General features: G+C 70.8%; 20 protein-coding genes. 10 read left to right on the top strand and 10 right to left on the bottom strand.

Translation table 11 applies throughout. From position 1 onward, the window contains the following. The 3 genes from AB0J52_RS05650 to AB0J52_RS05640 form a co-directional block, all read right to left on the bottom strand. Positions 1 to 2,300: CLIPPER-2 domain-containing protein (locus tag AB0J52_RS05650; RefSeq protein ID WP_500180376.1), on the bottom strand; the 2,300-nt coding region annotated here is incomplete at its 3' end. 252 nt (positions 2,301 to 2,552) lie between these two features. Next, positions 2,553 to 3,095, bottom strand: coding sequence for a DUF7933 domain-containing protein (locus tag AB0J52_RS05645; RefSeq protein WP_500180375.1), 543 nt, complete (start codon positions 3,093 to 3,095; stop codon positions 2,553 to 2,555). Between the two features lie 196 nt (positions 3,096 to 3,291). Next, positions 3,292 to 4,521, bottom strand: coding sequence for an MFS transporter (locus AB0J52_RS05640; RefSeq protein WP_500180374.1), 1,230 nt, complete (start codon positions 4,519 to 4,521; stop codon positions 3,292 to 3,294). 102 nt (positions 4,522 to 4,623) lie between these two features. Between AB0J52_RS05640 and AB0J52_RS05635 the strand changes: the two genes are divergently transcribed. Beyond that, complete coding sequence (locus AB0J52_RS05635) at positions 4,624 to 5,454, top strand: helix-turn-helix domain-containing protein (protein ID WP_500180373.1); 831 nt, start codon at positions 4,624 to 4,626, stop codon at positions 5,452 to 5,454. 1 nt (position 5,455) lies between these two features. Here AB0J52_RS05635 and AB0J52_RS05630 read toward each other — a convergent pair whose 3' ends face one another. Further along, positions 5,456 to 6,007: a CGNR zinc finger domain-containing protein gene (locus AB0J52_RS05630; protein WP_500180372.1), complete on the bottom strand. Its 552-nt coding sequence runs from the start codon at positions 6,005 to 6,007 to the stop codon at positions 5,456 to 5,458. 85 nt (positions 6,008 to 6,092) lie between these two features. Between AB0J52_RS05630 and AB0J52_RS05625 the strand changes: the two genes are divergently transcribed. The 3 genes from AB0J52_RS05625 (at position 6,093) to AB0J52_RS05615 (ending at position 7,667) form a co-directional block, all read left to right on the top strand. Continuing rightward, positions 6,093 to 6,968 carry an alpha/beta fold hydrolase gene (locus AB0J52_RS05625; RefSeq protein ID WP_500180371.1) on the top strand — a complete coding sequence of 292 codons (876 nt, stop codon included), beginning with the start codon at positions 6,093 to 6,095 and terminating at the stop codon, positions 6,966 to 6,968. 79 nt (positions 6,969 to 7,047) lie between these two features. Next, the gene (locus AB0J52_RS05620) at positions 7,048 to 7,377 is read left to right on the top strand and encodes a Type 1 glutamine amidotransferase-like domain-containing protein (RefSeq protein WP_500180370.1); all 330 of its coding nucleotides are present in this window, start codon (positions 7,048 to 7,050) and stop codon (positions 7,375 to 7,377) included. Next, on the top strand, positions 7,329 to 7,667 hold the full coding sequence (locus AB0J52_RS05615; RefSeq protein WP_500180378.1) for a Type 1 glutamine amidotransferase-like domain-containing protein: 339 nt from the start codon (positions 7,329 to 7,331) through the stop codon (positions 7,665 to 7,667). The genes AB0J52_RS05620 and AB0J52_RS05615 overlap by 49 nt, the downstream gene beginning before the upstream one ends. Before the next feature lie 60 nt (positions 7,668 to 7,727). On the opposite strand, the gene AB0J52_RS05610 is transcribed toward AB0J52_RS05615, so the two are convergent. Next, complete coding sequence (locus AB0J52_RS05610; protein WP_500180369.1) at positions 7,728 to 8,621, bottom strand: SDR family oxidoreductase; 894 nt, start codon at positions 8,619 to 8,621, stop codon at positions 7,728 to 7,730. Between the two features lie 196 nt (positions 8,622 to 8,817). Next, the gene (locus AB0J52_RS05605; protein ID WP_500180377.1) at positions 8,818 to 9,450 is read right to left on the bottom strand and encodes an MBL fold metallo-hydrolase; all 633 of its coding nucleotides are present in this window, start codon (positions 9,448 to 9,450) and stop codon (positions 8,818 to 8,820) included. 158 nt (positions 9,451 to 9,608) lie between these two features. Between AB0J52_RS05605 and AB0J52_RS05600 the strand changes: the two genes are divergently transcribed. The 3 genes from AB0J52_RS05600 to AB0J52_RS05590 are packed head-to-tail and all read left to right on the top strand — an operon-like array spanning position 9,609 to position 12,760. Further along, on the top strand, positions 9,609 to 10,673 hold the full coding sequence (locus AB0J52_RS05600) for a PLP-dependent cysteine synthase family protein (protein ID WP_500180368.1): 1,065 nt from the start codon (positions 9,609 to 9,611) through the stop codon (positions 10,671 to 10,673). Positions 10,674 to 10,732: 59 nt separating this feature from the next. After that, on the top strand, positions 10,733 to 11,995 hold the full coding sequence (locus AB0J52_RS05595) for an MFS transporter (protein WP_500180367.1): 1,263 nt from the start codon (positions 10,733 to 10,735) through the stop codon (positions 11,993 to 11,995). A 12-nt stretch (positions 11,996 to 12,007) separates the two neighbouring features. Then, positions 12,008 to 12,760, top strand: a complete 753-nt coding sequence (locus AB0J52_RS05590; RefSeq protein ID WP_500180366.1) for a phosphotransferase — start codon at positions 12,008 to 12,010, stop codon at positions 12,758 to 12,760. A 622-nt stretch (positions 12,761 to 13,382) separates the two neighbouring features. Here the strand turns inward: AB0J52_RS05590 and AB0J52_RS05585 are convergent. From AB0J52_RS05585 to AB0J52_RS05570, 4 genes are all read right to left on the bottom strand, one after another. Next, positions 13,383 to 13,712, bottom strand: coding sequence for a YnfA family protein (locus tag AB0J52_RS05585; RefSeq protein WP_500180365.1), 330 nt, complete (start codon positions 13,710 to 13,712; stop codon positions 13,383 to 13,385). A gap of 308 nt (positions 13,713 to 14,020) precedes the next feature. Next, complete coding sequence (locus tag AB0J52_RS05580) at positions 14,021 to 14,461, bottom strand: MerR family transcriptional regulator (RefSeq protein ID WP_500180364.1); 441 nt, start codon at positions 14,459 to 14,461, stop codon at positions 14,021 to 14,023. Then, positions 14,458 to 14,811 (bottom strand): hypothetical protein, encoded by a 354-nt coding sequence (locus tag AB0J52_RS05575; RefSeq protein ID WP_500180363.1) that lies wholly within the window; start codon positions 14,809 to 14,811, stop codon positions 14,458 to 14,460. Before AB0J52_RS05575 ends, AB0J52_RS05580 begins: the two co-directional genes overlap by 4 nt. 565 nt (positions 14,812 to 15,376) lie before the next feature. After that, positions 15,377 to 16,474 (bottom strand): glycosyltransferase family 2 protein, encoded by a 1,098-nt coding sequence (locus AB0J52_RS05570; protein WP_500180362.1) that lies wholly within the window; start codon positions 16,472 to 16,474, stop codon positions 15,377 to 15,379. Between the two features lie 345 nt (positions 16,475 to 16,819). Between AB0J52_RS05570 and AB0J52_RS05565 the strand changes: the two genes are divergently transcribed. The 3 genes from AB0J52_RS05565 to AB0J52_RS05555 all read left to right on the top strand — a co-directional run. After that, positions 16,820 to 18,025 (top strand): tyrosine-type recombinase/integrase, encoded by a 1,206-nt coding sequence (locus tag AB0J52_RS05565; RefSeq protein ID WP_500180361.1) that lies wholly within the window; start codon positions 16,820 to 16,822, stop codon positions 18,023 to 18,025. A 294-nt stretch (positions 18,026 to 18,319) separates the two neighbouring features. Next, positions 18,320 to 18,529, top strand: a complete 210-nt coding sequence (locus tag AB0J52_RS05560; protein WP_500180360.1) for a helix-turn-helix domain-containing protein — start codon at positions 18,320 to 18,322, stop codon at positions 18,527 to 18,529. A gap of 212 nt (positions 18,530 to 18,741) precedes the next feature. Further along, positions 18,742 to 19,367 (top strand): bifunctional DNA primase/polymerase (locus tag AB0J52_RS05555; protein ID WP_500180359.1); only part of this gene is annotated, 626 nt, incomplete at its 3' end.

Here is a 19,367-nt window from a genome sequence, read left to right as displayed (position 1 = left end):
TTCCGATCTCTGTTGGTGATGGACCCGTTGTTCACGTCCGTCTGGGTCGTGACGTAGGAGGCGTGGCAGGTGGTGCTCTCGCCGGGCGCCAGCGTCGTCGCGTCGCAGCTGATCGGCGACAGGCCCGGCAGGTTGTCGTTGATGCCGACGTTGGTGAGGGTCACGTTGCCGGTGTTGGTGACGACGTAGGTGTAGTTGATCGTCTCGTCCGCGCTGGAGAACTGGCTGACGTCGGCGGTCTTCTCCACCGTGAGCGCCGGGTCGGCCTCGGCCGGGACGGTGACCTCGGACGGCTCCGAGGAGACCGGCTCTCCGGTGGGCGGCGTTCCGGTCGCGGTCGCCGAGTTGCTGACCGATCCGGCGTCCACGTCCTCCTGCGTCGTGACGTAGATCGCGGTGCACGTGGTGCTCGCGCCCACCGCCAGCGTCGTGGCCACGCAGGTGATGGCCGACAGGCCGGGCAGGTTGTCGGTGACGCCGACGTTGCTCAGCGCCACGTCGCCGGTGTTGGTGACGGTGTAGGTGTAGGTGATCGTCTCTCCGGGCGCGGAGAAGGACGTCAGGTCGGCGGTCTTCTGCACGCTGATCGCCGGGTTGAAGGCGGCGGTGATGGTGGCGTCCGCCGGCGGCGAGTCGATCGGCCCGGTGCCGCCGGTGGGCGGTGTGCCGTGGGCGGTGGCGGTGTTGCGGACCGAGAGCGCGTCCAGATCCGCCTGGGTGATCTGGTAGGTCGCGTGGCATTCGGTGCTCTCGCCGGGTGCCAGCGTCGTCGCGTCGCAGGTGATGGCCGACATGCCCGCCAGGTCATCGGTGACGTGGACGTTGGTGAGGGTCACGTTGCCGGTGTTGGTGACGACGTAGGTGTAGTTGATCGTCTGGCCGACCTGGTTGTAGGTCGTCGGGTCGGGCGTCTTCACCAGCGTCATCGCGGCGTTCACGTTGGCCGGCACGGTGGCCTCCCCGGGAGCCGACACGACCAGGTCGGTCGAGCCGCGGGGGTAGGCGATGGCCCTGGCCACGTTGTGGATGGACCCCGCGTCCAGGTCGGCCTGGGTCGTGGTGTAGGTGGCGTGGCAGTACGTGCTCTCGCCGGGCTCCAGTTCCGACGCGTCGCACGTCACGGCCGAGACGCCCGGCAGGGCGTCGGTGACGTTGATGTTGTAGAGCGCGACGTTGCCGGTGTTGGTGACCCGGTAGGTGTAGTTGATCAGTTGCCCCGGCGCGGAGAACTCGCTGACGTCCGGGAACTTCTCCAGAGTGATCATCGCGTTGTCGGCGGCGAGCACGGTGGCGTCGGTCCGGTCGGACAGGACGACCCCCGGCGAGCCCGCGGGCGAGCCGTTCGCGGTCGCGATGTTGTAGATCGAGCCGACGTCGAGGTCGTCCTGGGTCGTCTGGTAGGTGGCCGTGCAGACGACGTTCTCACCGGAGTCCAGCGTCGACCGCGGGCACGTCACCGTTGTCAGGCCGGGCAGGTCGTCGGTGACGTGCACGTTCTCCAGCGTCCCCGCGCCGCTGTTGATGACCCGGTAGTTGAAGGTGATGGTCTGGCCCGCCGCGGTGAAGGTCGGCGAGCTGGGCCACTTCGACAACGAGAGCTGCGCGACGGCCGACGTGCCGATGGTCAGCTCCGCCGGGGACGACTGGATGGGCGTGGTCAGCCCGGCGGGCGTGCCGTGGGCGGTCGCCGTGTTGTGGAGCGAACCGGCGGTCACGTCACCCGAGGTGGTCTGGTAGGTCGCCGTGCAGTCCATGGACTGCTGCGGCGTCAGGGTCGTCAGCGGGCACGAGACCGATACACCGGGCAGGCTGTCGTTGACGCCCATGCCGTTGAGCGTCACGTTGCCCGTGTTGGTGACGTGGTAGGTGTAGGTGATGGTCTGGCCCGCGGCGTTGTAGACCGCCGGGCTGGCCGCCTTGGTGATGAGGATCCCCGCGACCGTGGCGGAGGCGGGCGCGACTCCCGGGGCGCCCGGAGGAACGGGACGGTCGGCGGCGGTGAGGCCGCCTGTGGTGAGGCCGCCTGCGGTGAGACCGCCTGCGGGGCCCTTGGGGCCGTGCGCCGCGCCGGCCGCAGAGCCGGCCGCGGAGCCGGCTGCGGAGCCGGACGCGGAGCCGGACGCCGCGGCTTGGACGACGGGCCTCCGCGGCGCGTCCGCGCGGGCTCGCCCGGACGCCCCGGGCGAAGAGATCGCCGTCGTCACCATCGCGCCGCAGAGCGCTGCGGCGATGAACGTTCGTGTCCTGCTCAGATAGCGGAACATTCCGCCGCGGTGCGCACCGCTCATACCTTCCCCCATGCCCCCATGATCAATACGGCGCGTAGCCTACCCGTCACTGATCGTCCAGAATCGCGATCTTCACGCTGTTGGCGCGACCTTTTTTCCGGGGACCGGGAGGAATGTTTCTCCGTGTGCCAAAGCGGTCGGGGCGGCGCTGCCGGCTGCCGCTGTGTGTTCGTATCGACGCACGTCAGAGGGCGTGGGCAAGGCGCCGCCGGTCGGAGGGTGACCGGGACTGCCCCTGCGCGAACGCCATCGCCGTCCAGAAACTCACCGGGGACTGGACCCGGACGGCACGCCTCGGACGTGCCTCTCGGGGGAGGCGGCGCTGAACGTGACGTCGGCGCTGCCTGGAAGTGCCAGGCCGCCGATGCCGGTGACGTTCGTGGCGCTGTTGCGATAGGTCCCGGGACTGTCCGACGTGACGCCCACGACCACCTCGCAGGACCTCTGCCCTGGCCTCAATGCGCCCCCCTCCACGGCGATCCTGTTGCGGCCGTAGTCGGCGGTGAGGGAGTGCACGGCGCAGTTGGTGCGAGCGTGCGCCGCCCTCACCAGCCTCAGGCCGGGGGAGAGCACGTCGGTGAACCACCAACTCCGCCGGGCGTTCGCGGGGCCGGGGCCGGGATTGGAGCTGGGGCCGGTGACGGTGACGGTGACGGTGAACGTCAGCGTCGACGTCCTGCCGACGGGGACCGAAGCGGGGCTGAAGGAGTTGTCGAGCTTCGGATCACCTGGTGCCGATGCCCTGGGGGCCGCTCCTTTCGGCGCGTCCGCACGGGCCTGGACGGGCGCGACCACAACCGTGGCCATCGCGCAGCACAGCGCGAGGCAGGTGAGTAGGTAGGGCTTGCTCAGCCGGCGAGACGGTTCGCCGCGACATGGGCCGCACATGCTTCCCCCGAGGGCCTCGTGACCGAATACGCCGGGTGATCTACCCGTCACCCGTCGCCGAGAACCGTGATCTCCAGAGCCGGGTGGAGGGCGTCGCAGGAGAACTCGCCGGGGGTCATGTGGCGGGCTCGGTCTCCTTGGTGTGTCGGCTGATGCTCTCCGGCGTGGGCGCAGTGGAGCGGGCGGTCCGGAGGGTCAGCAGGGCGAGGGTGCTGCATGCCAGGCCGAGGACGGCCAGGGCGTTCCACCCGTCCGCGGCGTAGAGGGTCGACGCGAGGGCGCTGCCGACTGCGCCGGCGAAGACGGTGGTGGACATGTAGGCCGTCGTCACCCGGGCGGTGTGCGCGGGCCGGGCCGCCACCAGCGCGGACTGGTTGGTGATGTGCTGGGCCTGCATCCCCGCGTCCAGCAGCGCGATGGTCGCCACGACACCGACCACGCCGGCGCCGCCACCGCCGCCAGCGACGAACGACACGGCCCAGGCGGCCGCGATGCCCAGCCAGCCGAACAGTGAGACCCGTGCGCCGTGGCCGCGGTCGAACCACGACCCCGCGTTCCTCGCGACCAGCGCCCCGACCAGGCCGATGATGCCGAACAGCCCGATCGTCCGGTCGCTGAATCCGTACGCGCGGCCCGACAGCAGCAGCGTCAGACCCGTCCACAGGACGTTGAACGAGACGAACCCGAGCACGCCGACCGCCATCCGGCGCTGGACGAAACGGTCACGCGCGACGATGCCCGCCACGGACGCGAGCAGACGCGTGTAGCCCGACGGCGGCTCGGCGTTCCGGGACGTGGGAAACAGGAAGAGCAGCAGCGCGGCGGCCACGGCGAGCGCGGCCCCGCCGAGATACGTGACGCGCCAGCTGAACATCGTGCTGACGAACCCGCTGATGCTCCGCGAGAACAGGATGCCGAGCAGGACGCCGCTCATGACGGTCCCGGTCGCCCGTCCGCGCTCCCGGGGTGCGGAGAGCGACGCCGCGTACGACAGCAGCGCCATCGCCGCCGAGCCGCCCAGCCCGATGACGACGCACGCGGTGAGCGCCACGGTCAGGTCCCGGCAGCCGGCCATCACCAGCATCGCCGCGGCCTGGACGGCCAACAGCGCCTGAGTGAGACGCCGCCGTTCCACCAGGTCCGCCAGCGGGACGAGCAGCAACTGGGCCAGGCCGTTCCCGACCAGCGTGGCCACGACGACCGTGGCCGCGAGACTCGGCGAGGTGTCCAGCGAGGACGCGAGCGACGCCAGGACGGGCTGGGCGTAGTAGAGGTTCGCCACGGTGCTGCCCGCGACGAGCGCGAGCAGCGCCGACCTGACACGCGTCGAAACGGTGATCTTCATACGTCCCACCGTCGGCCGAACCCACGGGACGCGGCAGGGCGGGTCGTGCCTGGCCATGGCGTGGCCACCCACGTCCTCCTGCGGCGTGCGAGGGTGGAGGACATGACGCCGGACGACCCCCGCGACGAACTCGCCGCCTTCCTCCGCCACCATCGCGGACGGGTCTCACCCGAGCAGGTCGGCCTCCCGCGTTCGACCGGACGGCGCGTCCCCGGCCTGCGGCGTGAGGAACTGGCCATCGTCGCGGGTGTCAGTCCCGACCACTACCAGCGCATCGAGCAGGGACGCGTCCGCCCGTCGGCGCAGGCCCTGGACGCCATCGCCACCGCCCTCGGCCTGGACGACACGGAACGCGCCCACCTGCACGCCCTCGCCGAGAACCTGCGCGCGCCCGCCGCCGGCCGCCGGAAACGCCGCGACCGCCCGGCCGTGCGCGGACTCCAGGAGGTCGTCGACTCCTTCAACGGGCCCGCCTTCGCGCTGAGCCCCTGCCGGGACGTCCTCGCCTGGAACCGGCTCGGCGCGAAACTGATCATCGACTTCGGGACGCTGCCGCCGCGCGACCGGAACATGGCGTGGCTCATCCTCACCGACCCCCGGATGCGCGACCTGTACCCCGACTGGAAGTCGGGCGCGCAGGGGCAGGTCGCGATGCTCCGCCGAGCGGGCGCGCAGTACCCGGGGGATCCGCGCTTCGAGCAGCTCGTCGGCCGCCTCGCCACCGCGTCGCCGGAGTTCACCGAATGGTGGCCTCGGCAGCAGGTCATGGAGAAGACCGCCGGTCGCAAGACCCTCAACCATCCGCGACTCGGTCTGATCACGCTCGGATTCCACGTCCTGCACCCGGCCGCCGCGCCGGACGTCGAGCTTTTCGTCTACTACGCGACCACGCCCGAAGAACGGGACCGGCTCGCCGCTCTCGACCGGCTCTGAGTCACTCGTCCCGGTGGCGCTGGTAGTGGCGCGCCACGCGGACGCGGTTGCCGCAGCGTGCGGGGGAGCACCAGCGGCGGCGCGGATGCGCGGGGAGGAAGAGCATCACGCAGTCGTCCGCCTCGCACTGCCGGACCTTGGTGACCGCGGGATCGGCCAGCAGCTCGACCGCGGCCTCGGCAAGATGCGCGGCGAGCCGCTTCCCGGACGGGCCCGTTCGACGGCGTTCGGCGACGAGCGCCGCGCCGTCCCAGGCCAGCTCATTGATCGCGGGCGCGGCGCGCTGCGCGTCGTTGAGCGCCTTCACGTCCTCCTCATCGGGACGTTCACCTCGTCGAACGCGATCGAGCGCCCGGGCCGCGTGGTTACGGACGGCCCGGACGGCGGCCAGCGCTTCCGCGTCGGCGTGCAGCGGGGAAGGCAGCCGCCCGGCCTGAAGCTCACACCATTTCCGCAGGTCATCGGCCGAGGTGAGCAGGTCACCCACGGCTGTTCGGGTGTTCACCAGGTCCAGGGCCAGCGGCTCTCCGGTCAGCGGGACGACAGCGCTCATGCCGCTAATGCTACAAGCACACCTTGACCCGTTAGTCGCCGCCTCGCTATAACTAACGCATCTTGGCTACAGAAAGGCATTAGTGATGACGCATCCCCAGGTCACCCGCACCGTCCACCGCCACCTCGACGTGGACGGCGTGCGCGTCTTCTACCGGGAGTCACTGCCCGAACGGGACGACGCGCCCGTCCTGCTCCTGCTGCACGGGTTCCCCTCCGGATCACACCAGTTCAGGCGGCTGATCGACGTCCTGGGTTCGCGCTACCGGCTCATCGCCCCCGACTATCCGGGCTTCGGGCACACCCGGACGCCGGACGGCTTCACCTACTCCTTCGACCGTCTCGCCGACATCACCGAAGGGTTCGTCCAGCGACTCTGCCTGCGCCGCTTCGTCATGTACGTGTTCGACTTCGGCGCTCCGGTCGGGTTCCGGCTCGCCGAACGGCATCCCGAGTGGGTCGCCGGACTGGTCGTCCAGAACGGCAACGCCTACGAGGCCGGGCTGTCCGACGGCGCGCGCGACTTCATCGCCCTGCGTCCCGAGCAGCCCGACGCCGAAGCGACCGTCCGCGCCCTGCTCACACTCGACGGCACGCGGAGCCAGTACGAGACCGGCGTCGCCGACCCCGAGACGATCGCCCCCGAGTCCTGGACGCTCGACCAGCACTTCCTCGACCTTCCCGGTCGCAAGGAAGCCCAGGTGGCGCTGGCGTTCGACTACCACACCAACGTCGAGCGCTACGCCACGTGGCAGGCGTGGCTCCGCAAGCACACCCCGCCGACGCTCATCGCCTGGGGTGCGAACGACCCGTTCTTCCCGGCCCCCGGCGGTCGCGCCTACCTCGCCGACGTCCCCGACGCCGAACTCCACCTGTTCGACACCGGCCACTTCGCCCTCGAAACGCACCTGCCCGAGATCGCCCCGCTCATCGCCCGCTTCCTCGACCGCGTCTGGCACTGAGCCCGGCGCGGCTTCCTGGACATCCGGCGCGCGACCCGGCCGCACGACCTCATGCGCGACGGCTCATAGGCTGGAATGCGTGAACCGACGTCCCAGACCGCCACGGCTGTTTCTCGGGTCGGCGGAGTTGGGTGCGCTGCCGGACTGGGTGCGCTCGCTGCCCGGCAAGCCGCGCCGTGCCGCGCTGGTCCCCACGGCGGCCACCCCTCTACCGGACGCCCCCTACGTCCAGCACGCCGACGACCTGCTACGGAACCTCGGCGTTGACGTTGAGCGCCTGGAGTTGGAGGACGCATCACCCACGGACGTCCGGCAAGCGCTTGAGCGAGCCAACTCGTTTTCGTATGTGGTGGGTATGCGCTGCACCTGCTGGAACACGCGCAGCGCAGCGGTTTCGGCGAAACAGTGAAACAGCGGATGCGGGAAGGACGCCTCGCCTACGCCGGTGTGTCGGCGGGCGCCGCGCTGGCCGGGCCCGACCTGCGGACCTTCGCCGACCCGGACGATCCCGGGCGGCCGAGCACGATGGCAGGCCTCGCGCTCGTCCCGTTCACCGTCCTGCCGCACCGCGACCGGGGCCGCGCCGAGCGCCACGACCTGCTCGCCGCCGGGCCCGGCCGCTTCGTCTCGATCAGTGACGACCAGGCGGTCACCGTCACCGGCGAGAACTGGGCCGTCGTTTCGTCCCGGGCCGGATGACGGGTCCGGTGGGCACCGGGACTGAGTGGTCGAGGGCTCGGGAGGCGCCGACGCGTCCGATCACGGCGTGGCCGCGTCGAAGTAGTGGCCTCGGCCCAGGTCGGCGATGAGGCCGGGGCGGGTCGGCTGCCACTCCAGCAACTGGCGGGTCAGCATGCTGGAGGCGGGCTGGTCGACCGCCAAAAGCGGCCCCAGGAAACCGAAGTCGCCGGCCGGGACGGACGCCGTGGGAATCCCCAGATAACGGCCGATGGCCAGGGCGATGTCACGGGTCGGCACGCCTTCGTCGCCGACCGCGTGCAGCACCGACCCCGCCGGGGCGTCCTCCAGGGCCAACCGGAACAGCCGCGCCGCGTCCTCGACATGCACCGCCGGCCACCGGGCGGACCCGTCGCCGACCTGACCGGACACGCCCCTCGCGCGCGCGATGTCGATCATGCGGGCGACGAAGCCCTGCACGTCGTCCAGGCCGTGCACCGAACGCGGCAACCGCACGACCGACGACCGGACGCCGCGCTCGGCCGCCATGAGGGCCAGCCGCGCGTTGGCGTCCCGGGCCGCCGGCGGGGTGCCGGGCAGGGACTCGTCCCGCTCGGTCGCCGTCCGCCCCGGCACGACGGGCGTCCCGGACGTCACGACCAGCGGCCTCCCCGAGCCCGCGAGCTCGTCGCAGAGCGCCTCGATCACCCGCGCGTCCGCCCGCGCCGACTGCTCGAACCGGGAGAAGTCGTGGTCGAAGGCCAGGTGGATCACTCCGTCGGCGCCCGCGACACCGGCCCGCAGGACGTCCAGGTCCTCCACGTCGCCGCGCAGCGCCTCGGCCCCCGCGGCGGCGACGGCGCCCGCGGCGCAGTCGGACCTGGCGAGGCCGACGACCTGGTGGCCGGCGTCGAGCAGTTCGGGGATCAGGGCAGAACCGATCCATCCGGACGCACCCGTGACGAACACTCGCATGACCTGGTCCTCCTGTTGTGTCGCCCGCGTCCGCCGTCGTCTCATGTGCGTCCACGTCCGCGCGCACCGCCTTTGGCCTGGAGATACCCGGGCATCGGCACGGGAAGGTCAAGCGTTGGCGAACTACCCGTCATGTTCGCGAAGCGCGGCCTTCGGCGGCATCGGGCACCGCGACCACCGCAGACTTCGCAGGCGTTCACAACTCCACGGTCTCGCCCACGGCGGGCCGCCGGATCTCGCGGCCCGCACGCTCGGCCTCCATCGCCAGCACGTCGTCCAGCACCTCAAGCCCGATCTCGTTCAGCAGCCCGTCATGGATCGCGAACGCCCGCTGCGGATCCACCCCGCGCAGATACGCGCTCATCATCGGGACGGTCAGCCACGGAGCCTGTCCCGGCAGCAGCAGCGTTGGAACGTCCACCCTGGTCAGCGCGTCACCCGGATGGAACACCTCGTCGTCTGCGAGGAAGCCGACGTTGTCCACGGGCGGGTGGTCGAGATGGCTGATGTGGTGCTTCTCGCCGACCACGCGCATCCGGAAGCCGGCCGCGTCGAACGTGTCGCCGTCCCGGACGACGTGCACCCGGTCCCGGGCCAGCTCGCGGAACCCGTCCACGCCGTCCAGCACCCGCGCGACACCGGGACAGGTGTAGATCGCGGGCACGTCCCACAGCTTGTCCAGGGAGTAGTGGTCGGCGTGCTGGTGGGTGATGAGCACCGCCTCCACCCGGTCCGTCGCCGCGCTCTCGGGCGTCAGCTCACCAGGGTCGATCACCAGCGCCCGCCCGCTCTTCTCCAGCCGGACGCAGGCGTGCCCGTACTTGATCATCTTCACGCCCGCCAACCTACTCGCCGCCCCCGCTGGTTGTTGATCTACAACGTAAAGGCGGCCGCCGGTTTCATTCGGGAGCCGCCGCCGAACAAGCGAGCAGGGCCGACCGGCCGAGGAGGAAACCATGAACCGCGCGGGAGGCTAGGGTCGCCGGGGTGATCGACCTCCTTCGCCTTCTGGACGCCGACGCCGCCGACCACCACGCGACCACGGGCATCCTCCGCAGGTTCCCGCTGCCGCCCGAATGGGACGTCCACCTCTACCTGCTGGACGAATCCACCCACCCGACGGGCAGCCTGAAGCATCGGCTGGCGCGGGCCCTGTTCCGGGACGCCCTGCGCCGCGGCGCGCTCGAACCGGGAGCGACGGTCGTCGAGGCGACCGGAGGGAACGCGGCCGTCGCTCAGGCGTACGTCGCCCGCCTGCTGGGGCATCCGTTCGTCGCCGTCATGCCGCGCCGCTCCAGCCCGGAGAAGATCGCACGGATCGAGGGACTCGGCGGGACGTGCCATCTCGTCCATCCTCCGCTCGCGATCTACGAGGAGGCCGAACGGCTCGCCTGGACGCGCGGCGGCCACTACATGAACTACCTCGCCGCGTCCGCCGACGCCATCGCGGCGAGCGCGGGCGGCGAGGACGACATCGGGCACGTCCTGTTCGAGCGGCTTCCGGCCGTCCCCGACTGGATCGTGGTCGGCGCCGGAAGCGGCGGAACGGCCACCGCGATCGGCCGCCGCATCGCCCAGGGCGCGGGGGAGGCCCGGCCCCGGCTGGCGGTCGCGGACCCGGAGAACTCGGCCTACTTCCCCGCCTGGGCCTACGGCGCCGACGACTACATGACCGGGATGCCGTCCCGGATCGAGGGGATCGGACGCCCACGCGTCGAGCCGAGCTTCGACGCGTCCGTGGTGGACGTCGTCATCCCCGTCCCGGACGCCGCGAGCCTGGCCGCCATGCGGTACCTGCGCGGCACGACCGGTCTGAAGGCGGGTGCCTCCACCGGCACGAACCTCTGGGGCGCGCTGCAACTCGTGGCGCGCATGCTGCGGGACGGACGCACGGGCAGTGTCGCCACCCTGATCTGCGACGACGGCGACCTTTACCCCACCACGTACTGGAGTGACGCCTGGCTCGACGAGAAGGGAATCAAGATCGAGCCATGGACGGAGTCCCTGCTGAGCTTCCACCGGACCGGGACACTCGAACCTCCGTCGCAGTGAACCGCACGTGGCGGCCGGTCACCTTGACGGCGCGCGGCCCCCGGGCCGATCTTGAGGTAATGCGGGGAAACGCGTCGCTCTGGCGTCATCGGAACTTCGTCCTGCTCTGGACGGGACAGACCTTCTCCGAGGTCGGCACCCGCATGACCGCGGTCGCGTTCCCGCTGCTCGTGCTGGCGCTGACCGGCTCGCCGGCCAAGGCGGGCGTGTCCGGCTTCGCCGGAACCCTCCCGTACGTGCTGTTCTACCTGCCCGCGGGCGCGCTCGTGGACCGCTGGGACCGCCGCCGCGTCATGCTCTCCTGCGAGATCGGCCAGTTCGCCGCGCTCGGCAGCCTCGCCGTCGCCTTCGCCCTGGACACGGTGACCTTCCCGCACATCCTCGCCACCGGTTTCGTGTCCGGTTCGTGCTTCGTGTTCTTCAGCGTCTCGCAACGCGCGCTGCTGCCCGCCCTGGTGCCGCCCGAACGCCTCACCGAGGCGCTGGCCAGGCAGGAGACCAAGAGCCGCGGCGCCGCCCTCACCGGCTCGCCGCTCGGCGGCCTGCTCTTCGGCCTCGGCCACGCGCTGCCCTTCGTCGTCGACGCCGCGTCCTACCTGATCTCCGCGGCGACCGTCCTGGGCATCCGCACCGGCCGCCGCCCCGCGCCGCCGCCTCCGGGACCGGGCGCCGCCGGACACTCGTGGGCGCGCGGCCTGTACGGGGAGATCCGCGAGGGACTGCGCTGGCTGTGGCACGAGCCGTTCGTCCGGATGAGCGTGGTGCTGACGTCCGCCGTCAACCTGATGTTCCAGGCGCTGATCCTCACCCTGGTCGTCCTGTCCGGGCGCCTCGGCGCGGGCAGCGCGGGGACGGGCCTGGTCCTCGGCTGCTTCGGCGTCGGTGGACTCGTCGGAGCCCTCGTCGCCCCGCGCGTGTCCGACCTGCTGTCGTCCCGGGCCGTCGCCATCGGCACCGCCTGGGTGTGGGCCGCGACCGCCCCGCTGCTCGCCGTCGCCACCAGCCCGTACGAACTGGCCGCGATCATCGCCTGCATGGCCGTCGTCGGCCCCGTCTGGAACGTCGTGGTCGTCGGCTACCAGTACAAGGTGATCCCGGACCACCTGCTCGGCCGCGTGAAGAGCGTCGCCCTGCTCGCCAGTTGGGGATCCATGCCGCTCGGGCAGCTGCTCGGCGGCTGCCTCCTGTCGGTGACGGGCCCCCGCAAGGCCGTCCTGCTGCTGTCGCTGCTGACCCTCGCCATCGCCCTGACCACGACGTTCAACCGCTCCATGCGCATGCGCGGCCCGAAATTCGGCCGCCCCGGCCTGCAGCCCCAGTAACCTCTTTGGATCATGAACGACTTCGACAGGGGCTGGGACAGCAGGGCGACGCTCAAGGACGGCTGGATCGAACGAACCCCACGCCGCCCGGACGTCCATCCCCGCCTCCTGGCGGAGATCCGGCTCATGCCCTGGCTCGCCCCACGCCTCCCGCTGCCGGTGCCCGTCCCGGAACTCGTCTCGTCCGACCCGCTGATCGTCCGGCACCGCCTCGTCCCCGGCGTCCCGCTGGAGTCACCGGCCGCCGAACACGGCCGCGCCCTCGGCCACTTCCTCCGCGCGCTGCACGACACGGACGTCCACCAGGCCACCGCCCACGGCCTGCGCGACGTCCGCGACGAGTTCGCCGCCGATCTCGCCCTCTTCCGCGACCGCGTCATCCCGCTCCTGCCCGACCAGGACCGCGCCGCCGGAGCCTCCCTGCTGGACGCCCTCGACACCGGCATCACCGACACCGTCGTCCACGGCGACCTCGGCCCCGAACACGTCCTCGTCTCGGACGGCCGCCTCTCCGGTGTCATCGACTTCGGCGACGCCCACGCCGGCGACCCGGCCATCGACCTCTCCTGGACCCTCCACGGCACCCCGCCCGCCTTCGCCGAAGCCCTCGCCACCGCCTACGGCGTCACCCCGTCCCTCCGCGCCCGAGGCCTCCTCTGGCACAAACTCGGCCCCTGGTACGAAGTCACCCGGGCCCTGACCACCAACGACGCCCAGATGCGAGCCTCCGGCCTAACCGCCCTCCAATCCCGCCTCCACCTCTGACCCACCCCATGGCCACCCCTCCCAGGGGCCACCATGCAGTCGGGCGACGCAGACCTACGACCCGCGGCCGAGGAACAGGCGCGGCCGACCCACCACACGGCAGTGAAACGACCGCACCCCGGCCCTGCAGCTCCGCGACGCGGCAGTAGGACGATCGCGTCCCCGGTCCGGTAGCCCCGCCACGTGGCAGTTGGGCGATCGCGCCCCGGTCCTGCAGCCCCGCGATGCGGGAGCTGAACGATCGCGACCAACTGCCGCAGCCCCGCCACGTCGTAGTTGGACGATCGCGCCCAGCTGCGGCAACCCCGCGATGCGGGAGCTGAATGATGGCGGCCGGGTCTGGTAGACCCGCGACGTGAGAGTTGGACGATCGCGGCCAGGTCCAGCAGCCCCGCCACGCGGCAGTTGGACGATCGCGGCCAGGTCCGGCGGACCATGCCGTTCGCGTGCCCGCTCGCACGGGCAGAAGCAGACTGACCAGCGACAGACGCGACGATGGTCGCGGTGACTTCGCTCGCGTGGCAGGTCACCGTGACGACGCTGGGGCCATCGCGTCCCAGGCATCGTGCAGGCTTGTCCGGGCACCACGGGCAGCGCGGGTACCGGGCGCAGGGACCGCGAGTCAGCGCGGCGCGTACATGATGACCAGGACACCGATCAGGCAGATGAGAGCGCCAGTGAGGTCCCAGCGGTCGGGACGGTAGCCGTCTATGACCATGCCCCAGGCCAGGGAGCCCGCGACGAAGACGCCCCCATACGCGGCCAGGATCCGCCCGAAGTGCGCGTCAGGCTGAAGAGTGGCCACGAACCCGTACAGCCCGAGGGCGATGATCCCGAAGCCGATCCACCACCCCCCGCGATGCTCACGGACCCCCTGCCAGATAAGCCAGGCACCTCCGATCTCAGCGATCGCGGCCAGCACGAACAGCAGCAGGGAACGAGCAATGGTCATGATCCGAACCGTATCCGCCCCCACCCCTCCCGCCTGTTCACCCCATGCCCCGTGACCTGGTCACCCTTGGCTGGTGGCCGAGCGAGTGCTTGAGCCGGTGCCAGCGCTTGAGGCAGAGCGAGCGCTCAAGCCCGCGCGAGCTCAAGGCCAAGCCAGTGCTCAAGGCGCGCGCCAGCACTCGCGCTCGGACGCCTGTACTGGAGCACCGGACGTACAGGAGAGGCAGCTTCCCGAACACAGTCGGGACGGCGTCGTGCAGATCCGAGGAGGCGTTCAGCGGTCTCGGGTGTGTCAGCTCCTCCGGCGAGTCATCTCGTGTCGTGGGGGAGGAGGTCAGAGAAGGGGAGGGGGCAGGACGGCTCGGCGGCGCAGGACGACACATCGTCGCAGCCCGCGCTGATCGCCTCCTGCAACGCTGCGCGGATGACGTGCAGATCGTCGATCCGCCGTTCCACCTCGGCCAGCTTCAGCCGGGCACGTTCCTGCAAGCCGCCGTCGGGCCGGCCATGCCGATGACGTGCCGCATCGAGCAGATCCGAGACCTCCTCCAGGGTGAACCCGAGCCGCTGGGCCGCCTTGATACCCCGCAGGAGCGTGATGGTCCCGGACGGATAGAGCCGATGCCCTCCCAACGTCCGGGCCGGCTCGGCGATGAGTCCCCGCCGTTCGTAGTACCGCAGTGTCTGCGGATTCACCCCGGCGGCTTCAGCAACTTGACTCGACCGCAGTCCCTGGTAGCCGTCGCTCATCCCGTCCAGCCTCGAGCGATGACCTCGGCAGGCGCCCGGCGCTCGGCGATGGCCTGCATGCCGTCCAACGTCGGACCCGCGTCTTCGGGCGCGATCACCTCGACCATCAGCCGGCCCTCAGTACGCCGGAATCGGAAGGTGAGGGACGCACAGCACCGCTGTTCCTGGGCGAACAGGTCGCGGAGCACCGCTTCCTGCTCGTTGTCGACCTCGAAGGTCAGCCGTAGTCGCAGCGGCTCCCGTTCCACACCGATCAGCCCGGCGGCGAACTCGGCTTCGAACGCTTGCAGACGCTTCACCATCGAGGACGGCGAGAGTGTGCACACGATCGGCACCTCGGATTCACCCATCTCGGCTCCTCTCGTTCCTGCGAGTCACGACTACCGGCGATGAGACGGAGCGAGCCTCGCGTTCCTCGGCTGTCGGCGACGGGCCCGTCCACTCGGACGGCCTCGCCTCGACGGTAAGCCTGTACCTGAGTAAAGGTTGCAACTCGCCAGACGCTGCCCTCGCGGAAAAGCCACGTAGCCGCGCGGACCCTTTCCGCGACCGAATCGGGTCGCAACGCGCCAGGCGCATTCGGTGAACCGCTTGGCCGCGCAGATTCCTTCCACACATGGTCGGGTAGCTTGCCCGGCGCTGGCATCCCAGGCGGTGAGTCGCATCGCCACGCGGATTGCCTTCGCGAAGCGTGGCCAGCCGAGAGCTCTGACCAGGAGAGGCCACTCGACTGTTCAACTCGGGCGGGCATGCGACGTCGTACTTGTGCCAGGGAGGCTCCCATCCTTTGAAGGTGTAGCGCCGTGATGTTGACGCAGATCCCGCAGGGGCGACGTCCTGAACCTCCAGTACGGCTTCTGGGACATGGGTCATGAGGACTTGAGGGGCGGGGGTCGCCCGTCCCGATCTCAGTGGTCAGCGGCCCTTGTGGTAGGTGGTCAGGGTTCTGGCGAGGCCCAGGGGGACCAGCACGAGTTCCACGATCAGCGCCTTCCACGCGTAGTACGTGTTGACGACGCGGATCGGGTACAGGCACGGAAGGTTGACCAGCACCCGGCGGACGGGGATCTCCCGTTTTCGTGCGGCGTAGAGCAGCGTCGCGATCAGCAGCGGCAGCTCGCTGGCCAACCACCAGAGGGCCGCCAGGACGGGCGAGAGGTGTCCGGCCGTGGTCAGCACGACGGGAGTCAGCCACCAGAGCGGCGCGAGCAGGATCTCCATCACGGCCAGGACGACCCAGAGCGCCAGCATGGGTTTGTGTCGCACCATCGGCCGCAGATGCAGCCGCACGTTCTGGAAGAAGCCCGACATCCAACGCCACACCTGTCGGCGCAAGAAGGGCAGCGTCTCCGGATCGGCGGCCCAGGCCACGGCCTCGGGGACGTAGACGGCCCGGCGACCTTCGATCTGCCACGTCCACGTGGCGTCCATGTCTTCGACGATGGTGCGCTCGGGAAACCCACCGGACGCGGCCAGGACGTCACGCCGGAACGTCGAGCAGCAACCGGAGCAGACCATCGGACTGGCCGCGCCCTGCTGGATGGGCCGCTGGAAGTGGAACCCGAAGAGGTACTCCACCGAGCGGCCGCGTTCCCAGAGCGTGCGGGTGAAGCGGGTCTGGACGTTGCCGGCGGCGATCACCACGGTCGGGTCGGCGAAGACCGGGCGGAGGCGTTCGACGTAGTCGGGGGCGAGAACGGTGTCGGCGTCCACCGCGAGGATCAGATCCCCCTTGCAGTGGGGGAGCGCGTGGTTCTGGGCCCGGGCCTTGCTGCCTAACCGGTGCTCGGGTCGCAGGACTGTCGCACCGTGAGCACGGGCGACCTCGCCGGTGCGGTCGGTGGACCCGTCGTCCACCACGATGATCTGGTCGGGCGGGACGGTCTGTCGCCACAGCGATTCGAGCGTGGCGGGCAGACCCGCCTCCTCGTTGTGCGCTGGAACGATGACGGTCAGCGTGAGGTCGCCGACGCCGGCCGCCGCGGTCTCGCGCGTGAGGGTGGGAGCGGTCATCGGGCACCCCGCAGGCGCGTGAGGGCGCGGGTGGTGGTCGTGGTGATCCAGACCGCGCCGTAGACCAGGGTGCTGACGCCGATCCCCGGGAATCCGCCGTGCATGTCCGTGTCCTTTCTCGTGGGTCGTTCGGGCTCACCAACCATCCTGGGTCGGGTGGCACATCGGGTGCCAGCCGTCGGCGGAACTGTGGATAACCGGGGGCTGTGCCTGTGGCCTGGCCGTATGTAAGCGGGCTGGCCCCGGTTACACCGCATGTACACCCGGTGGGTTCGCAAGGGCCGCTGTGGGCTGGGATGATGTGGTGTGGGAGGGGTCGCCCGCTCGTAGGTCAGGGAGACCCGAGTGGCGCAGGACCCGAAGATCAAGAAGCTGCCGAACGGCAAGTGGCGGATGCGGTGGAACAACGGTTCCAAGTCGTTCACCGCCGACACCCGCGACGAGGTGGCCGAGTTCAAGGCCGCGCTGATGGCAGGCGGGATGGTGGACCCGCGCACGGTGGCCGCGCCCGCTGTGGGCGGGCGGACGTTCCGTCAGGTGGCGACCGAGTACGCCAAGGTCAAAGAGGCCCGTGTGGTGCCGGGCACGGTGGCCAAGTACCGGGAGAACTGGCGGCTGCACGTGTACCCGGTGATCGGGCACATGGACATCAACGAGATCCGGCCCGAGCACATCCGGCAGGTGATCAGGCGGGCGCGTAAGCGGCTGTCGCCCTCGTCGCTGCGGACGCTGCACTCGGGGTCGCTGTACCCGGTGTTCAAGTGGGCGATCGGCAACGAGTGGCGCGAGCGCGCCAACCCGTGCGACATCACCGCCCAGGAGCTGTCCAAGGACTCGGGCGAGCAGTCGGTTTTGTACGCCGAGGACGCCCCGGTGTTCCTGGACTGCGCCTACGCGCTGGCCGTCCCGGACGCGGGCGGCAGGGTGCTGGACGGCGACGGGTTGGCGGGGGACTTCTTCACGCTGCTGTACGGGACGGGCCTGCGGTGGCAGGAGGCCGCCGCGCTGGATGTGGCCTCGATCGACTGGAAGCGCCGGGTCGTGGTGGTCCGGCAGGTGCTGCGCGCCGGGGTGGGGCTGGCCCGCGACAAAGGCAAGACCAAGAACGCTTTCCGGGACGTGCCACTCCCGGCCGCCGACGATGACCCGCTGGTGGTCATGCTGCGGGCGCGCACCGAGGGGCGCGCGGCGGCCGAGCCGCTGTTTGTCACCCGGCGCGGCGCGCGGGTCTATGACGGGCTGGCGCGGCGCTGGCTGCGGCGGGCGGCCGAGCTGGCCGAGCGCGAGCACGGGCTGACACCGATCCGGGGGTTCCACGCCTTCCGGCGCGGGTTCGCCACCGCGATGGAGGACCGGGAGATCCCCGAACGGTCGCTGAAGCTGGTGCTCGGGCACGCCCGCCACACCGGCGCGACCGCCGCCTACGTCAAGCTCACCGCGCGGCAGATCGAGAACATCCGCCCCTACATGTCGGGGCTGTGCTGGCGGGCCTCCCAGCTCCCCCACGACGGCGTTCACGGCGAGCGCGGCGCACCGGCGCGGGCGGCCTGACCGAAGGGCCTGGCCCCGTTCGCCCTAGGTGAAATCCGCTCGTTCCCCGTAGGGGGCACGGGGTTTAACACGAGCGGTCTTTTGCGGATCAAACTCCCTGATCGGCGAGGGGTGGCCGCTCTGCTTAAACCCCGCGCCCCGTGGGGGGCGAACAAGATGTTTCCGATGAAACCGCAGGTGACAGGGGTGCATCGGGGTGGCTAAATGGTCGGCGGTAGGGACTTTGGTCCCGCTGTTCAACCCCCAGGGCGGCCCCTCCCGCTTCCGCCCGGAACTGTTGAGAAGGAGAGCCCCATGGCGCTGCCGGACCCGGAGCTGTACATCACCGAGAAGGACCTGTGCGACCGGTTCGGGGTGTCGCGCAACTACGTCGGCAACCTGCGCCGGTCCGGGAAGCTGACCGGCTGGCGCAAGTTCGGGCACCGCTACGTCTACCGGCGCGAGGACCTGGACCGCATCGAGCAGGGGTTCGCGACCCGCTGGGCCAGTCGCGAGGTGGCCTGACCGGCTTCCGCCGCGTACCGGGCCGCCGCCTGCGGCCCATCTGACAGCTACAGATCGTTTTGTCGTTGGCGGCCCGCGCAGTCCAGGCGGCGCGCGGGAGTCACCGCCACGGGGAGCACACCAGGGGTGTGGAGCCCGAGACACCGGCCAGCCGAGGCATCCGGCGGCCCGTACTCGCGCACCACACCCCTTGTCGTTGGCGAAGGAAGACCATGACCGAAACGCAAGACCGCTCGGGGCAGGCACCCCGAGCGGCCGACAGCAACTCACACGATGTCCCCACGGTACCGGACCCGGCGCGGCTGCTGGACTCGGCGCTGGCGTATGCGGGGCGGGGCTGGCCGGTGTTTCCGTGCCGGGCGGGTGGCAAGGCCCCGCTCACCCGGCAGGGGTTCAAGGACGCCACCACCGACCCCGACCAGATCCGGGCGTGGTGGCGGCGCTGGCCGCGCGCCAACGTGGCGATCGCGACCGGCACCCTGAACGGCGCGGCCTCGATCGACGTGGTGGACGTGGACGTGCGCCCGTCCGGGTCGGGCTGGGCGGCGCTGAACCGGCTTCAGCGAGCCCGGCTGCTGGTGGGGGCGTTCGCCAGGGTGGCCACCCCCTCGGGTGGGCTGCACCTGTACTTCCCCGGCACCGATCAGCGCGGCGGCCCGGTCAAGGGCCAGCACCTGGACCTGAAGTCCTCCGGCGGCTATGTGGTGGCCCCGCCCTCGGTGGTCGGCGGGGCGGCCTACGAGCTGCTGGAGGCGTCGGCGAATGTGGCCGGCGGGCGAGCCGACTTCGACGCGATCCGGCGGCTGCTGGACCCGCCGCCCGCCTGCGTACGGCGAGC

Source organism: Spirillospora sp. NPDC049652 (assembly GCF_040675125.1).
GTDB lineage: Bacteria > Actinomycetota > Actinomycetes > Streptosporangiales > Streptosporangiaceae > Spirillospora.
Note: the sequence above shows the minus strand (reverse complement) of the source record. Positions and strands in the feature narration are given on the sequence as shown.

Bases quoted from the DNA above. Each gene is read 5' to 3' on its own strand.
- AB0J52_RS05645 (WP_500180375.1), bottom strand. From the start codon at position 3,095: ATGGCCACGGTTGTGGTCGCGCCCGTCCAGGCCCGTGCGGACGCGCCG.
- AB0J52_RS05640 (WP_500180374.1), bottom strand. From the start codon at position 4,521: ATGAAGATCACCGTTTCGACGCGTGTCAGGTCGGCGCTGCTCGCGCTC.
- AB0J52_RS05635 (WP_500180373.1), top strand. From the start codon at position 4,624: ATGACGCCGGACGACCCCCGCGACGAACTCGCCGCCTTCCTCCGCCAC.
- AB0J52_RS05630 (WP_500180372.1), bottom strand. From the start codon at position 6,007: ATGAGCGCTGTCGTCCCGCTGACCGGAGAGCCGCTGGCCCTGGACCTG.
- AB0J52_RS05625 (WP_500180371.1), top strand. From the start codon at position 6,093: ATGACGCATCCCCAGGTCACCCGCACCGTCCACCGCCACCTCGACGTG.
- AB0J52_RS05610 (WP_500180369.1), bottom strand. From the start codon at position 8,621: ATGCGAGTGTTCGTCACGGGTGCGTCCGGATGGATCGGTTCTGCCCTG.
- AB0J52_RS05605 (WP_500180377.1), bottom strand. From the start codon at position 9,450: ATGATCAAGTACGGGCACGCCTGCGTCCGGCTGGAGAAGAGCGGGCGG.
- AB0J52_RS05595 (WP_500180367.1), top strand. From the start codon at position 10,733: ATGCGGGGAAACGCGTCGCTCTGGCGTCATCGGAACTTCGTCCTGCTC.
- AB0J52_RS05590 (WP_500180366.1), top strand. From the start codon at position 12,008: ATGAACGACTTCGACAGGGGCTGGGACAGCAGGGCGACGCTCAAGGAC.
- AB0J52_RS05585 (WP_500180365.1), bottom strand. From the start codon at position 13,712: ATGACCATTGCTCGTTCCCTGCTGCTGTTCGTGCTGGCCGCGATCGCT.
- AB0J52_RS05580 (WP_500180364.1), bottom strand. From the start codon at position 14,461: ATGAGCGACGGCTACCAGGGACTGCGGTCGAGTCAAGTTGCTGAAGCC.
- AB0J52_RS05575 (WP_500180363.1), bottom strand. From the start codon at position 14,811: ATGGGTGAATCCGAGGTGCCGATCGTGTGCACACTCTCGCCGTCCTCG.
- AB0J52_RS05570 (WP_500180362.1), bottom strand. From the start codon at position 16,474: ATGACCGCTCCCACCCTCACGCGCGAGACCGCGGCGGCCGGCGTCGGC.
- AB0J52_RS05560 (WP_500180360.1), top strand. From the start codon at position 18,320: ATGGCGCTGCCGGACCCGGAGCTGTACATCACCGAGAAGGACCTGTGC.